The organism is Bacteroides xylanisolvens, assembly GCF_018289135.1.
Lineage (GTDB): Bacteria > Bacteroidota > Bacteroidia > Bacteroidales > Bacteroidaceae > Bacteroides > Bacteroides xylanisolvens.
On sequence record NZ_CP072216.1, the window covers coordinates 5,380,815 to 5,396,897 of the forward strand.

Here is a 16,083-nt window from a genome sequence, read left to right on the forward strand (position 1 = left end):
TCTTATTTATTATAGGTTTTGATTAATTTCCGGGCGTCTTTCCATCCTTTTTGGTAAGCTTCTTCCAATGTGACAATTCTTCCATTCTCTTCTTTACTCATATTGGATGCTTTCATGAAAGTGAATATTTCAATTGTTTCTTCTCTGGAGATAGGAGAGATTCCTGTTTGAAAGTATTTAAGAATCTGTTCAAGAAGCGCTTTATAACCTTGGTAACCTCCTGCGGCTACTGCTCCTTTTGAAGTATAGGCAGTTCCACCATAAATTTGCGGTCCTTTTATAATCGCTCTGAAAGTTCCGATTCTACCATCTTTCCATCGTCCTACTACTACATCCCCTCTATCTGAAGACATCCGGTTGACTGATTCGCATCCTGTTCCCATAATTGTGTATAATGTTTCTACTCCATGAATGCCATAGAAACCGAAATCCGGATGCGTTGGCTCCACTTTGTGAGGAGAATAACAATCGGCTCCAAGGATTTTGCCAAATTCTCCATTTCTTAATTTCTGGTTTTGAGGAGTAAATCTAAGAGCAGAAGAGGAAAAAACAGGTGCATTGTATTTTTCTGCCATTTCATAAATAGCGATTGCATCTCCTAAAGTAGCTCCGACAGGTTTGTCAATATAGCATATCTTACCTGATTTGAATACCTCGACGGCTTGTTCCAAATGTAGTCTGCCGTCATTGGTTTCCAAAAGGACACAGTCTACTTTTTCCAGTAAATCTGCTATTGATGAGGTGATTTCCACGCCATTTGCTTTGACCTTTTCAATGTATCCGGGGATTCGTTCGTAACTGGATTGAATAGTCTTTGAACCGTACGGATACGCTGCTACTATCCTAAAACCTTTGGAAAAGGTCTCATCCGAACCACTATTAATCAATTCGGTGAAAGCGGTGGAATGGGATGTGTCCAGACCAATAATTCCGATCCGCATAACTTTTTGTGCGTGTATACTGAAGCTGATAGCCAGTAGTATAAGAAGTGAGATTCTGTTTTTCATAATCCTTTATAAATTAATTCTTTCTGCACTTTCCGGGTCCAAATATAACGAAGAATTTTCTTTTCTTCGCAATATGCTGGCCGGACATTTTTCTGAAACTTCACCATAAACAGTCTGATAGACTGCTTGAGCTTTATTTTTGAACGGGACGATACAAAACATCCATTCAGCTTTTAGCAAAGCCGGTATCGTGAGTGTTAAAGCTTCTTTGGGTACTAAGTCTAGTGTCTTGAAGCATTTTTCATTGACTTGCTGTTGGCGACATATTGGGTCCAGTTCAACTACTTTCACAAGTTTGGGATCATTAAAGTCTGCTACATCCGGATCATTGAAAGCAATATGCCCATTTTCTCCAATTCCCAAACAAACGATGTCAACCGGATGCTTAGTCAGCAAGTCTGCATATCGCTGACATTCCTCTTCAAGGTTTTCCGCCAGACCATTCAGATAGTTGACTTTCTTGAAAGGAACTTTGTCAAAGATACGAATTCTAAGGAAATGTCCAAAACTTTGTGGGGCTTCCGGATGTATACCGATGTATTCATCCATATGAAAAGCGTTTATTCTGGTCCAGTCGATGCGTTTGTCATGAATCAGATGACTCAAAAACTCATTTTGTGAGGGGGCAGCGGCGAAAATCATATTTATTTCCGGTTTGCTTTCCAATAAGCGACAAATTTGGTCGCCGACTTCTTTTGCGGCTACACTGCCCATCTCTTGAATGGACGGGAAAATTCGAACTGTTAATTGTTCCTGCTGAAAAACTTTGGTCTTAGTTTCATTTAGTATAGATAACATGGCCTTTTAATATTGTATTATTTATATTTATTTGATTATCAAAAATGACTATGTCGGCATCCTTACCGATTTCTAAAGAACCTTTTTCTTTGTCAATATGAAGAATACGGGCGGGCGTCAGGGTCATCATACGGACGGCGTCAATGAGAGGAACACCGGCTAAATATATCATGGTTCGAACCAGCCGGTCGGTTGTTGCAACACTACCGGCAAAAGCTTTCCGATCCGGCATTTTGGCCACTCCGTCTTCGATAATGACTTTCTGGCCATTGTTGAGGCTACCTAATATCGATTCACCGTCCGGCATACCCGCTCCTCTCATGGCATCAGTGCAGAGGGCTGTTTTATCAACTCCTTTGAACTTGTATACGAATTGGAGCAGGGGTTTCGGAAGATGTATGCCATCGGCAATAATCTCCACTGTCATATCTTCAATCAAGTAGGCGGCTTCTACTACTCCGGCATAGCGGAAAGCATTTTTGCGGGTCACTGATGACATGGCCGAATAAAGGTGGGTCACATGTGTATAACCTGCTGTAAAGGCTTTCTCAACTTCTTCATAAATCGCGTCGGTATGAGCGATGGAGGGCAGAATATGATGTTGTTGCAGAGTTTGCCCTAGTGCTAGAGCACCCTCCAACTCTGGAGCTACGCTCCAACGGATAATATCTTTTGAGGCTTCCAGAATGGCATTGTATTCTTCAGCTTGCGGCTTTTTCAGGAAGTTCGGGTCTTGCGCACCACATTGTTTCGGTGAAAAGTAAGGTCCTTCCAAATGTAAACCGATAAACTGCGAACCATTGATATTCATTTCTTTGGCTTTCCGATATACGGTAAACGTCGTCATTAACTCCTCGTTAGTGCTGGTAAGTGTGGTGGGAACCATTGCGGTAGTACCATACTTGGCATGTGTTTCGGCCACTCCGAGAAAAGCCTCGACAGTACCATCCATGAAGTCATGTCCTCCTCCTCCGTGGATATGCATGTCGATGAATCCTGGTGAAACATAATTCTGACGGGCGTCTATTACCTTGTCACCAACGAGCGGTTGATAGCTTTCATTGGGAATAATCTGCTCAATTTTTCCATTTTCGCATATCAATGTTTGGCCCATTTCTATGCCTGTTGGTAGAATGAGTTTTCCATTTGTTATGATGAGTCTTTCCATATTATTTCGTTTTTAATTTATTTCCAGGAGTCTATTTTATGACCTTTAACTGCAAAGAAAACCAAATATAAAAAACAGGGAATCAATACCCAATAACCGAAACGCAGACTATACATATCTGCCAGATGACCATATATCAGAGGCAGAATGGCATTGCCACATAATCCCATAATAAGAAGAGAGGAACCGGTTTTGGTGAATTTTCCTAGTCCATGAATGGAAAGTGGCCAGATACCTGCGTAGATTAAAGCATTCGGGAAACCCAATGCATTCAGAAAGAAAATGGAGGCATTGGCATGATGACCGAACAGAGTTACTTCAAAATCTGCAAATACAACTCCGAATGAAAGGAGTAATCCGATGATGGTACAACCTATAAGTGCATTTTTTTGTGAAACATATTTGGGTATTAACAGGATCCCCAGGAGGTAACCAATCATAGTACAGGCCAATGTATATGAGGGAAATGTTTTAGCTTCGAGCAGGTCCATACCCATCGAATTGGCATAATTGATGATTGTATCAATTGCGATAACCTGTGTTCCTACATGAAGAAATATAGCCACTGCTCCCAAGATAAGGTAGGGAAAGTCGAAAATACTTTTTCTGGTGTGATGGTGGCTACCTGTATCTTCCGTGCTGTTTTCTTCGTCTGTATTGATTTCAGGCAGAATGGAGTAACGGATACCGATACCGGTAAGCAGTAAAATAACGCCTAGAACAGCATAAGGCACAATGACGCGTTGTATTAATTCGTCAAGCATAGCATTCTTTGTGACTATGTCTAAAGTCCCCGATTCTATAGTGGCAAAAAGCTCCTTGTCGGTAACATTTAATATCAATGCAGCAAATATGAGTGGTGAGACGATACCTGCGAATTTATTGCATATTCCCATAATACTGATTCGTTTGGCGGCACTATCAATAGGACCGATAATAGTGACATAAGGATTAGCGGCAGTTTGCAATATGGCTAATCCGGTGCCGATGGAAAATAGACCGGCCAGGAATATCTCGAATTGACGGGCTAATGCTGCCGGAACAAATAAGAAAGCTCCTAAGGCGGTAAGCATAAAACCATACATAATACCTCGCTTGAATCCCACTTTCTTGAGAAGTACTCCCGAGGGGATAGCCATTACAAAGTAGGCGATATAAAATGCAAAGGCGACAAAGTAGGATTCGAAATGTGTCAGTTCACAGGATATGCGGAAGTATGGAATCAGTATGGCATTGACCCACGACACAAATCCGAAGATAAAGAACATCCCTGCCAGAATTGCAATTGATATGTAGTATGTCTTTTTGCTGCTTATAAGGTTATTGTTTCCCATGTGTTTTTATTTTTTCAGTTCGAAATCTTTCTGTAATTTGATGTCCCGTGACGATGCGCCTATTAATACTGTAAACATGCCAGGTTCGTCTTTCCAGCATTTACTTTCGGTATCGTAGTATTGTAAGGCGCGGCGCGGTAACTTGATAGTGACTTGTTTGGATTCACCCGGTTTTAAGCCAACCTTAGTGAACCCTTTTAATTCTTTAAACGGGCGTTCTACAGAACATTTGTTTTGATGCAAATATAACTGTGCAATTTCCTGGCCATATCGTTTTCCCGTGTTAGTAATGGTGAATGATACGGCAAACTCTGTGTCCGAGTCTTTCCATACAGGTTTCATCTTTATGTTTGAATAAGTAAAAGTGGTATAGGATAATCCATAACCGAATTCAAATTGGGGGACTACACGGTAAGTATCGAAGTAGCGGTAGCCGACCATAAGCCCTTCCTTGAAACGGACGGTGTCGTTTATACCCGGATATTCTCCAAATACGTGATCAGGCATATCTTCCAGACGCTTACACCAGGTAGTAGTCAGTTTTCCCGAAGGATTGACTTCTCCAAACAATGTACGTGCCAGTGCATTTCCTCCTTCCATCCCTAGAAAACTGCCGTGCAGTAATGCCGTAGCATCATTATACCATTCTCCTATTTCGACGGGGCCACCGGAGATTAGTACCACTACAGTGTTGGGATTAACCTCCAGGATACCTTTTAATAATCTGTCCTGTTGGTAAGGAAGCTTTAAATTCGGCTTATCGTACCCTTCACAGTCAGAACCATGTTCGTGGGAGGTTCCACCTATATAGATAACCAATTCTGCTTGGGCAGCTGTATTGATTGCTTTCTTATATAGCTCTTCATCGGATTTATCAAATTCGTTCGTGAACCAATGACCAACCTTATACGCCTTTTTACTCAATTGATAACCGGGTGCATATTCGATCCGGGCTTTTCCATCTAAAAGATTTTGTAGCCCTTCCAAAGGAGTAACTTCATATTTAGCTTTAAGTTTTGTACTGCCACCTCCTGCTGCAAATACTTCGGTTGCATTTGCGCCAATCACTGCGACATTCTTGTATTGTGCCGGGTCTAGTGGTAGCATATCTTTGGAATTCTTCAATAATACCAATGATTCCTCCGCTATTTCTCTGGCAGCCTTAGTATGGGCAGGTATTGCAAGTTTGGCTGCCATACCTGTAGTGTCATAAGGAACTTGTCCTATTAAATCAAGTCGAATCATCAATTTCAGAATATTACGTACTTTTTTGTTGACGGCTTCTTCCGGAATCTCTCCATTACGTACTTTCTTCAATAAAGGATCGGCCAAATAATATTTATTGAAAGCATATTTCCCATTTTCTTTGATGCTTGTTCCCATTTCGACATCCATACCGCACAGAGCTGTTCGCTCTGTGTTATGGACTGCATTCCAGTCCGATACGACTAATCCGTCAAATCCTAGTTCATCACGAAGTAAAGTATCAAGAAGATAAGGACTTTCCGTACACCACAACCCTCGAACCTTGTTATATGCCGCCATGGCTGCCATGGCTCCACCTCGTTGTATGGCAGCTTCAAAAGCCGGAAGATAAATTTCGTGTAAGGTGCGTTCGTCTACTTCTACACTCACTTTGTACTGGTTGTATGCCTGGCTATTCAGAGCAAAATGCTTCACACAAGAGGCTACTCCCTGTGACTGTACTCCTTGTATATATGGAACAGCCAGTTCACCGGAGAAGAAAGGATCCTCGCTGAAATATTCCCAATTACGTCCATTGAGTAAGGAACGGTGAATGTTGACTCCCGGAGCCAGGCTCACATGCTTACCGCGTGCTTTACATTCAGCTCCAAGAACTTCTCCATATAGCTGTGCCAGATCACGGTTCCAAGTAGATGCTAAGGCGCTTAATGCAGGTAGATAGCTACATGCGTCGTTATCCCATCGGGCGGATTCCCACCCATTGGCTACTCCCTCAAATCTTACTCCGTGAGGTCCGTCGGAGTAGTGCAGGTCGGGGATGCCAAGCCTTGGAACACCGGTACTTGAAAACATCGTGTTACTGTGCAACATTCCAATTTTCTCTTCCAAAGTCATTTGTGATAATAAACTTTCTATCTGTTTATCAGTACTTGCTACTTTATTACCAGTCAGACAGGAGGAGAATATAATCAGAATCAGCCAGCTATATGGAGTCAGTCTTTTCATACTAGAATACTTGTTGTCTTTGATTATTTTGAATTATTCTTTCTTGTTTCAATTTCACTGTACACAGCATCCGGGATCAAATCAAGCCAGTAAGGATCCTGGACGAGTTCCTTGTACAGTTCAAGTGCCAGAGGGTCACTTTGCAGACGGCGGTCACCATTCTCTGCATTTTCGTGATTCTCCCATACGACGGCCTTGACACGTGGCTCTTCATCCTTCAGCTTAAACCATTCTCTTACCCATCTCTGGTGGTCGCATGTGCTGGAGTATCCTCCTTCACTAATCATGATAGGCTTGTCTGCCGATACCTGCTTGATTCCTTGCATCAGTGTGAGCGGATATCTTCTTTCTTCCGGATAAGTAGCACTAAGCGATGGTGGATAACAGCTTACTCCCAGCCAATCTACATACATATCTCCTGGATAATAGTTTTTCATTGCGTTTGCTTCTGTACCTGGCATGCTTACACTGTTGGGTGACCATACGAAGACATTGTAGGCAGTGACACCCAACTGTTCTGCAATGTTATACATACGTCTCCAAGCCTTGACATAGTTTGTGGGATCTCCGTAATACGGAGTCCAGCTTCCATTCATTTCGTTGGCTGGTCTGAACCAGATAGGTCCCATGTCACGTACTTCTTGGGCAGCTACTTCGGCGAAGTATGATTTGTGAAAATCGTCGAGTTCGCCATTTGCCATTTGTTGGGTGGGAATGACGGGCAGCCATCCGTAAAGGAAGAATCGGTATTTGCCCTGATAGTTTTTTCCCCAGTATTTCTCACGTACTGTTTGCATTTCGCTGAAATTTCGTCCCGGTTCCATATTCTGATACCATAAGATCATAGATAGTTGCTTTCCCACCAATTTTTCAAATAAGGCAACGGCACACTGGTCAGTACTTCCTTCGCGGTCTTCCGGATCGAATCCGTATAATGGTGGGAATGCTCCATGATAACACCCTTTTTCGGGGACGTACTTCATGTCATTATGAAATTCTCCCATTACCTTGATTTCGTCGATGAGCATCATCGTACTGGTGGAAGCTGAAGATTTGAGAGTCGCTTTCACATATCTGCATGCTACATTACTAAAGTCTGTTTTTCCCCAAGCGTCCGACTTTCCGTTGCTGTCGGAATAGGTAATTGGTGAGGCTGCTTTTTCCCATTGGCTTTTGTCCTTGCTGGTTGATACTTCTATTTGAGCAGGGAATACAATTTGTGATGTCGGATCGGAAATAGCATGTACTGATACTTCTGTGATATTGCGTAATGATCCCAAATCAATTATAACTTCTACAGTTTGTGCATCCCAACCGACTCCTCTGTTTTTAGTCGAGAGGGTACCGGTCTCCTCATCCGTCAGTTTGGTGCCGGATGTCCAGGGATCGAGAGGGGCTTTATCAGCATAGGCACTGTTGGCTACAACATTCATTTTATAGAATTTGCCTGCCGCCACATTAATAATGCTTTGTTCATTTGGATCTTTGGGCTTATTTGGATCAAAAGTAACTTCCCATGATCTCGTTTCTTCTGCATTGCAAGCGTATATGAGTATTGCAACTGCTATTAACCATAAATTTTTTAATTTCATATTTAGTGGTATATTATAAGGTTGATTACTGGTTGTTTGTATTACATATCAATACAGTCATATTGGTAGCAGGCGATGCCTCCATTAGAGAATACGAGATAAACGTATAGATAATAACCATTTTTGGCAACTTTAAATACGACATCTCCGGTTCCTTCGGTGTTTTGACCGGAATTCTCGCGACCTCCATATATCTTGTCCGGACATACTATTATTTGGTTGTCGAACGAGCCGCTACTAAGATCATACATACGGACAGCATCAGAACCAGTTACGGCATAGTTGAAACTATTTACATGATTGTAAATGATATAAGGTACTTTGTTGAACACGGCATAGTCTACGGCATTGATAATTGTGTTACCCGGAGCACCCGTATTTGCCGCTTTTATGCTATTGTCTGTTCCTTTAAACCAGTAGAAATAGCGTTTGGCAGAAGTATCTGTGACATGGCTGGCCAAGAAATAGTCACTTTGAGTATCGGTGTCATCAGCATAAATCACATCCGCCCATTTAATCCAGTTTGAAGTCAGTAGAGAGGAACTCATAATGACAAATTCCGGACTTTGTGATTGTAAAGTACCATTTATGACACGCCAACGGGCGAATTGCACTTTACTATCCTTTTGGAATACTGGAGTTGTGATAAGGGCATTGGCATCCAAATCTCCCTGGATAGAGATCTTCCAACCAAATCTTATATTAGTGCCAGTTTTATATTCAATATATTTCTGTGGTTTCTCATTCACTCCATTAGCTTTCCATACGGTGAAAGTACCTCCTGATGGAGTATAGCTGCAGAATAAAATATTATTTCCCCGATCTGCTGTTGCATGGAAGTTTGAATTGTCACCGGCAAATTGGCTGATATCCATAGAACCTGCTATTTCTCCGGTCTGGCTATTTAAGTAAATGGCACGATCATTGGCACGTTCGTTGATGACAACATATTTGTCGACTACTGCAAGTCCAGTTACTTTACCCGGTAGCAGAATACCGCTTATTTCAGATAGTCTTTTAGACCATAATAGCTTACCGCTTCCTTGGCGGATACCTGCAACAGTTTTTTGCGGAATATCTTTTTTTACCGTATATGTTGCTTTATCTATGCCATTCTGTGCTGTGACGACGATGGTCTGTTCTTGTTCATAGTCTAGTGCTTCTGTTTCGGGGTTGGGACTGCATGTTGCTCCATGTGAGATATCAATGTTAGCTATCTGCTCCCCTACATTATCTATGGTTACTAATGAAATTGTTTTTTCGTTTTCATTAATGACTCCCAATAGCCCTATGGCAGGAATATCGAATTTGGTGATGCTACATTCGTTGCTCTTACGGATTTCACCTATTACTTTGAATTCGGTACTAGTCCCGGAGGTCTGATCTTTCACTGTGATATAGTTGTCTTGGGTAAGATCCATATAAAGTAATGGTGGAGTTACACTGACATTATTCGCTAAACTGGCACTCAATCTTACCCGTTTTAGTGCAGAGGTCGGCAATACATTATCCGACAATTTGGGATAATTGTATGGGAAAACAAATGTGATTGAATGATTGGTATAATCTATCTCACCTTTGAAACTATTTTCGCTGCTGTCATCGTTCGGAAACGATGCAGTGATGCTGTTGATACCTTCGCGTTGAATGTCAGAACCCAACTCTTCAGGACTGTGACAACTAGTTACTCCCCATAGAAGAACTAATGCCTGGATGATTGATATAATTTTGTTTTTCATTGTTCTAAGAGTTTTATTGTTATTTCCATTCATCATATTGCTCAATCAATGAGTTATTCTTCAATTCTTCAGACGGTACAGGAAGGACATATAATTTCTTTATAAACTTGCGGTCCTGCCCGTCGCAATCAACATATTCGTATGTATTGGTAGCGCCAATGATTTTGAAGCCATGTGTGCGATAGTTGTTGTATTCAATATGGGCTAATTCCCAACGACGCATATCCCAGAATAAATGACCTTCATAGGCTAGTTCAACCTTTCTTTCATTTCTGTAATCTTTGAACCAAGCCTCGCCTGTAGAGGATTTACCCGGTAAATTCACTTTTACTCTGGCGCGTACCTCATTCATTGCACTTTGGGCTTCCCCGATCTTATTGAGTCGATAAGCTGCTTCTGCTTTGTTCAATAAAACTTCTGCATAGCGAATTTCAACCCACGGTTGGGCGCTTTTCCCATTTTTGACGTCTGTTAGCGTTTCATCTAACAATTTCCTTAAAAAATAACCGGTTGTGGTTTTGCCGTATGAAGTACCCTGTTCCCGGTAAGGCATAAACACACCATTCTTTCCGTCAAGGCTGCAATCCATCTTTTTCCCTTTCCAGGTACATCCTCTATAGATTACAGTTGCGGCGAAGCGAGGTTCCAGTTGGTCGTATGGAGGAGTTTCATCAGTAATGCCATGCCAGGGTGTCCAGTCTATCTTTTCTCCATTTTTGCTTTCATAACATTCTACCATTTCCTGGGTAGGAGTTCCTGTTGAACCATTGTCATAACCATCACATTGTGGTACATAATACCGGTCGAAAAGATGATTAGGCCCGTTGGCAGCATCATAATCAAACTCCAGAATCGCTTCTTTATTATTCCCTTTCCATGCATCTTCATATTTGTCCGTCAGACCATATAGTTTGAGTGCAATTACATTATTAGCAGCATCATAGGCATCCTGCCAACGTTTGGCATATAACATAGCTCTTGATTTCAGTGCATAGGCTGCTCCTTTGGTGATACGCCCTTTATTTGCCGCATCCCATTCCTTGGGTAAATTATTGGCTGCAAAATCAAGATCGTCAGCTATGAATTGCCAGGTTTCTTCAGCACTGCTGCGGGCTTTATTAGTTGATACCGGCAGATCGTCATACAAGATGACACCTCCATGTCTTTTGGCTAACTGGAAATATACAAATGCACGGAAAAAGCGTACTTGAGCTTCCCAAAGCTTATTTCTGTCTGCTGAAAATTCGGAATATTTTCTTTGTAGAGATAGAAATTGGTTTGTTTCTCGGATCTGTTTGTATGCTGTTGAACGTAGCCAGATACTGTATAGACAGTTATCCGGAGAGATAGCATCCGGTGTAAGTACATAAAGATTAGGATGGCCGGCTCTGTGTCCCAGCGTATATGAACCATACTTAAATGCGTCAGTCAGACTTTCTGTAAAACTTCCGTAGAATTGGGCCTCCCCGAATTGACCGTAATCATGCAGGAGGGGATAGAAACTATTCACATATTTGTCAACCTGGGTTTCATCTTGCCAGATGATTTCATCACTAACGGTAGTCGTTTGTTTTACTTCATCCAGCCAGTCGTTGCACGAACTTAAAGTCAGCAACATAAAGAAGAGTGATATATTAATACATAACTTTTTCATATAGCGTATATTTTAGAATGTGATTTTAGCTCCAAGTGTATAAGTCCTTTGTTGCGGATAATATCCATTGTTTACAGCTGGAGATTCCGGGTCGATGTTGTACTTGGACACAGCGCTGAAAGTCAGAAGGTTGTATCCCTCAACATAGAGGCGAAGAGCTTCCACTCCCAATGGGCTCAACCATTTTTTAGGGAAATTGTATCCTATTTGTGCTGTTTTTATTCTCAAATAGTTTCCGTTACGATACCAGAATGTGGAGGCCAGCCCGTTATTCAAACTTCTCGGATTGATTTCCAGATAAGGGAACTCTGCATTTGTATTTTCGGGTGTCCAGGAGTTTGCCACCAGATAGACTGGTGCATTGCCATTCTGATAGAATGGACGCGTGAAGGCCGTAGCGCTTTGGATTCCGGATGAACCGGTTGCCGTATATACTCCGGTTAATGCAACATCGCTGCCAAGCCCCCATGATGCCAAAATATCAAAATCGAATCCTTTCCAGTTACCGAATAAATTGAAAGAACCTGTGTGGGTCGGTCTTGAGCTTTTACCTACATACCCTTGATCTTGATTGACTGTTATAATACCGTCTCCATTTCTATCCATATACTTGATATATCCGGGATAAGCCGGTCGGTCGGGCATGGTAGCGGAGTTGGCTATCTCTTCCTCACTCTGGAACAATCCTTGGGCAATGAATCCCATTTTCGAACCGATTTGCTTTCCGGTCAGTCGTCTGTATTCCGGTGTGTTTTCAGAGTCACCTGCATATTTGAGCCACCTTCCGTATGCGTATGACCAGATTAATTTGGCTCCATAGCTGAAACTTCCGATTCTGTTCTGATGTGTAAAGGTGACATCAAAACCCTTATAATCTGCTTTATTAACGTTGGCAGTTGAAAAATAATAGCCTCCCATGGAAGGAGTGTGCGAACCGGTTACAGAAGATAATTTGTCATATTCATATTTATAAAAAGCATCCAGTTCCATTCCTAATAATCCATTCCATAAAGTTACATCTACTCCGATATTATAGTTGAGGCATTGCGCCCATGTCAAATTGGGATTTCCCAATACGGACGGATAGATAGCAGTTTGACTGGCTCCGCCTATTACTACAGAATTGGGGGATGTGCTCATCGTATTTCTCCATTGGAAAGGCTGGATACCGCTGGTTGCAGTTTTTCCAATACCTGCTCTTAATTTCAGATTGTCTACCCAAGTAGCATGAAACCATTTTTCATTATTGATTCTCCAGGCAAGAGAGAGACCGGGCAGGGTGACCCAGCGTTTGTTCATACCACCAAACAGATAACTACCATCGTGGCGTAGTGAAGCCTCCAAATAATATTTGTCAGCGTAATTGTAGTTCAAACGACCTACAAAACCGGCTACACGTGTCTGGCTGCTGCTACCCGAAGGTATAGCAGGTTGCTCTTTCCCCTCTTTGGTGAATCCTGTGATTTGGTTCAACTCATCCAACTGAATGAAATCTAATCCGGTTCCCGTTACACCGAGATTGTTGCTATTACGTTCCCGTGTTTCGGCCAGTAATAATACTCCGATCGAGTGATCTCCAAATTTGTTATCATACGTGATACTGGTTTGCGTAGTGAACTCTTGGGCGCGTGATGCCGATTCGGATAATATAGGTGTATCTTTCAAAACACTGTAGTCCTTATGGTAGGTGAGTGTGGTAGTGGCTGCATTAGGTAAATCCATAATCATGACTTCATTCGGCTTGGTCAACTGTTTAGTCATCCCATGAACTAAGTCGTACGCTCCCTGGAATTTTAAACTTAATCCTTTAAGCCAAGGTGTGTCGTATTTCAGACTGAAATTAGACTGCATATATGATTGGTTGGACCTGTTATATCCTGAATCGTATATGGATGCGATAGGAGCTACCGGAGAACCGGAAGTCGGGGTTGAAACATCGTATATTTTCCCATTATATTCATAAGTGTCCTGTACGTATGGCAAAGCATAGCATACCTGTTGGGGAATATTCATCCAATCATCCGGATCGGCAGAAAATTTGGGAGCATCCCGTTTTTCTATACGCCCCGAAACACCTAATGACAGACTAAGTCCTTTAGCCAACTGTGCATCGATATTAGAACGAAGATTCATTCGACGGTATTTGAACTTATCTATATTTCCTTTTTCTTCCAGATAACCGATAGATGTGAAGAAACGAATCTTTTCACTTCCTCCTGATGCTGAAATATTATGATGTTGGCGAACACCGGTTCCATATACTTTATCGTACCAATTGGTATTTCCCCATCCGTCGACACCCTCGCGCATTTTGCGCACCATGTCGACAGTAAACACTTCCGTATCACCTTGTAGAAGACGGGCTTTATTGTACCAATAAGCATATCCCGGTCCGTCGAGCCATTCTTGTTCTTCTGCATTCTGGCTGATACCCACAGTACCTGTATAGCTAATGGTGACTTTATCTGTTTGTCCCTTTTTGGTTGTGACAATGAATGCTCCATTTGCGTCCAGACCATAAACGGCTACGGCTGATGCATCCTTTAATACAGACACAGATTCTATTTCATTCGGATCGAGTCCGTTGAAGTCACTTGCGCTTCTTCTGATGCCGTCAATAACATAGATAATACCACTTTGCCCGCGTATAGACAAGGAGGCATTATCCGCACCGGGTTGTCCACTGGCTTGTACGGCGGAAATACCGGCAACACGTGCACCGATGATATTACTGATTCCCATGGTTGGGGCTTTAAGGATTTCTTTATCGGAGACAGTAGATATGGCGGCGGTCAGACTACCGCGCTTTTGAGTTCCATAGCCTACCACTACGATTTCATCCAGCGAGGAAACATCTTCTTTAAGAGTGATATTGATATTCGTCTTATTACCTACTTTGACTTCCTGGCTGACCATTCCGATATAGGAGAATACCAATACGTCATTCTTATGGGCATTAATGCTATATTTGCCGTCAACATTTGTAATGGTACCGACATTCGTTGCACCCTTGACAGCTACAGATACGCCAGGTAATGGTTCATCATTACCATCTTTCACAAACCCTTTTATTACTTCTTGTGCAAGACAATCGAGAGTGCACATTAAAAGAGTAATAAACAACGAGGTTACTAACCTTGGATTCCATCTGATTTTCTTCATTGCATGATAAGTTTTTAAATATTAGATCGTCGATTTGAAATTTTAATTTCTAACAATAGTCTCTTTAGACCGGTTAACTAGTTAATGATACAAAAGTATTCTGTTTCAAAGATATGTGCGGTGGCAAAAACGAAAAACTATCTTCAAAAAACGAAGAATAATGCATCGTTAATCTTCTTTTGGCGTTTTTCTTTTTAAGAACCATTCGAAGAACTTATATATAGTTTCGTTTGATTCGGGAGTAGGATCATGTTTGGGCCTGTTCGTCATTGCCACTCGATGATGATAACCCAAAAGTCGGTTGACTGCAACAGAGTGATTTAATGGAATCCATCTGTCTACATTATCAGAATAACCTCCTGATACGAGAAATGGGCGAGGAGCCAATAAAGAATGGAGTTCATGTAAATCATGCCCCTCTTTACATAGTCTGGCATAGACACTTGTTGAAGAGTTATTGCCGTTGTTGCTCCAGATCTTTTTCCAGGGTGGGGGATAATACCCCAAGTACCAAGGTTCCCAATAATTGATATAATTATCTTTGGTTTCATCAAAGACGATACCCGGATCACTCCAGGCGGTGCAGGCAAACTTTTCATATAAACAAGAAGCAAACATAGCCCATTTAGCACCGTAAGAGTGTCCCATGATACCAATTCGGGTAGAGTCGACACTTTCGACTCTGGCTAATACTTCCCATGCATTGGCTGCCGCATAAGCAAGTACTGAAAGAGGTTGCATAGTGGAGTTGTTAATAGTCGGGTAATAGAGAGAGTAAGTCTTATCTTTGGTGGTCTGTCTAGTTCCTAATGAGAGAGTAACGAATCCTCTTTTGGTTAATTGGTAGGCGAAATCTCTATTAGCTTTTCCTCCCCATCCGATAGCTGTTTCCGGTTCGTAGAATACTGTGATAACGGCAGGATGTTTCCCTTTCTTATTTGGTTCCAGTAAATAGCCGTAAGTCTGTTCCAGAGGAGTCCAATAAAAACGCACTAAATGTTGTTTGAAATCTTCGCGTTCTGTGGTTTTTATAATCTCCAGTTTTTGATTGGTGATGATAGCCGGCCAATGACCGATCAGGTTCAACCATTTGTCTTTTATTTCTTTTCTTCGTTTTAGCCAATCGTCTGCGTTTTTGACTGTATCTCCATTGTAAAATAAAAGAGGATTGCGGTAAGTTCCAAATTTCTCCTGATACAGTGGTGGTGGGGTAAAGTAGGCGGATAGCTTCTCCCAGTTTCTTTTTGTCTGGTTAATCTCTAATCTTTTGCACCCCATTATTGAGGTGACCCCCAAATAAATAATAATAGGATAGATAATCGTTCTTGTTTTTCCTCTTATGGTATGTCTTTGCATAGTATTAATATCTAAAATGTATTTCGAAAGGTATGAAAACAAAGGTAGGTCATTCTCATGAA

At 41.8% G+C, this 16,083-nt stretch carries 10 protein-coding genes; all 10 read right to left on the reverse strand.

All coding sequences use genetic code 11. From position 1 onward, the window contains the following. Positions 1–2: 2 nt before the first annotated feature. The 10 genes from INE92_RS22290 to INE92_RS22335 all read right to left on the reverse strand — a co-directional run bounded on the left by INE92_RS22290 (position 3) and on the right by INE92_RS22335 (position 16,021). A complete protein-coding gene (locus INE92_RS22290) occupies positions 3–1,007 on the reverse strand; it encodes a Gfo/Idh/MocA family protein (RefSeq protein WP_195436080.1) in 1,005 nt (334 codons plus the stop codon). Positions 1,008–1,013: 6 nt separating this feature from the next. Beyond that, entirely contained in the window at positions 1,014–1,805 is a 792-nt protein-coding gene (locus INE92_RS22295) for a glucosamine-6-phosphate deaminase (RefSeq protein WP_004305159.1), read from the reverse strand. After that, positions 1,786–2,973: an N-acetylglucosamine-6-phosphate deacetylase gene (gene nagA, locus INE92_RS22300; protein WP_149951185.1), complete on the reverse strand. Its 1,188-nt coding sequence runs from the start codon at positions 2,971–2,973 to the stop codon at positions 1,786–1,788. Before nagA ends, INE92_RS22295 begins: the two co-directional genes overlap by 20 nt. Positions 2,974–2,990: 17 nt before the next feature. Then, complete coding sequence (locus tag INE92_RS22305) at positions 2,991–4,307, reverse strand: sugar MFS transporter (RefSeq protein ID WP_004309608.1); 1,317 nt, start codon at positions 4,305–4,307, stop codon at positions 2,991–2,993. A 6-nt stretch (positions 4,308–4,313) separates the two neighbouring features. Continuing rightward, positions 4,314–6,518 (reverse strand): beta-glucosidase family protein, encoded by a 2,205-nt coding sequence (locus tag INE92_RS22310; RefSeq protein WP_004305152.1) that lies wholly within the window; start codon positions 6,516–6,518, stop codon positions 4,314–4,316. A gap of 23 nt (positions 6,519–6,541) precedes the next feature. Continuing rightward, positions 6,542–8,110 (reverse strand): glycoside hydrolase family 26 protein, encoded by a 1,569-nt coding sequence (locus tag INE92_RS22315; protein WP_195436081.1) that lies wholly within the window; start codon positions 8,108–8,110, stop codon positions 6,542–6,544. Between the two features lie 41 nt (positions 8,111–8,151). Continuing rightward, positions 8,152–9,849, reverse strand: coding sequence for a DUF5018 domain-containing protein (locus INE92_RS22320; protein ID WP_195436083.1), 1,698 nt, complete (start codon positions 9,847–9,849; stop codon positions 8,152–8,154). 19 nt (positions 9,850–9,868) lie between these two features. Then, on the reverse strand, positions 9,869–11,503 hold the full coding sequence (locus INE92_RS22325) for a RagB/SusD family nutrient uptake outer membrane protein (protein ID WP_004299618.1): 1,635 nt from the start codon (positions 11,501–11,503) through the stop codon (positions 9,869–9,871). 12 nt (positions 11,504–11,515) lie between these two features. After that, entirely contained in the window at positions 11,516–14,665 is a 3,150-nt protein-coding gene (locus tag INE92_RS22330; RefSeq protein WP_211421254.1) for a SusC/RagA family TonB-linked outer membrane protein, read from the reverse strand. A gap of 168 nt (positions 14,666–14,833) precedes the next feature. After that, positions 14,834–16,021 carry an alpha/beta hydrolase family protein gene (locus INE92_RS22335; protein ID WP_008642909.1) on the reverse strand — a complete coding sequence of 396 codons (1,188 nt, stop codon included), beginning with the start codon at positions 16,019–16,021 and terminating at the stop codon, positions 14,834–14,836. Positions 16,022–16,083: the final 62 nt, after the last annotated feature.

What these genes read in the sequence shown, in the direction of transcription:
- INE92_RS22290 (WP_195436080.1), bottom strand. Translation starts at nt 1,007, where the DNA reads ATGAAAAACAGAATCTCACTTCTTATACTACTGGCTATCAGCTTCAGT.
- INE92_RS22295 (WP_004305159.1), bottom strand. Translation starts at nt 1,805, where the DNA reads ATGTTATCTATACTAAATGAAACTAAGACCAAAGTTTTTCAGCAGGAA.
- nagA (WP_149951185.1), bottom strand. Translation starts at nt 2,973, where the DNA reads ATGGAAAGACTCATCATAACAAATGGAAAACTCATTCTACCAACAGGC.
- INE92_RS22305 (WP_004309608.1), bottom strand. Translation starts at nt 4,307, where the DNA reads ATGGGAAACAATAACCTTATAAGCAGCAAAAAGACATACTACATATCA.
- INE92_RS22310 (WP_004305152.1), bottom strand. Translation starts at nt 6,518, where the DNA reads ATGAAAAGACTGACTCCATATAGCTGGCTGATTCTGATTATATTCTCC.
- INE92_RS22315 (WP_195436081.1), bottom strand. Translation starts at nt 8,110, where the DNA reads ATGAAATTAAAAAATTTATGGTTAATAGCAGTTGCAATACTCATATAC.
- INE92_RS22320 (WP_195436083.1), bottom strand. Translation starts at nt 9,849, where the DNA reads ATGAAAAACAAAATTATATCAATCATCCAGGCATTAGTTCTTCTATGG.
- INE92_RS22325 (WP_004299618.1), bottom strand. Translation starts at nt 11,503, where the DNA reads ATGAAAAAGTTATGTATTAATATATCACTCTTCTTTATGTTGCTGACT.
- INE92_RS22330 (WP_211421254.1), bottom strand. Translation starts at nt 14,665, where the DNA reads ATGAAGAAAATCAGATGGAATCCAAGGTTAGTAACCTCGTTGTTTATT.
- INE92_RS22335 (WP_008642909.1), bottom strand. Translation starts at nt 16,021, where the DNA reads ATGCAAAGACATACCATAAGAGGAAAAACAAGAACGATTATCTATCCT.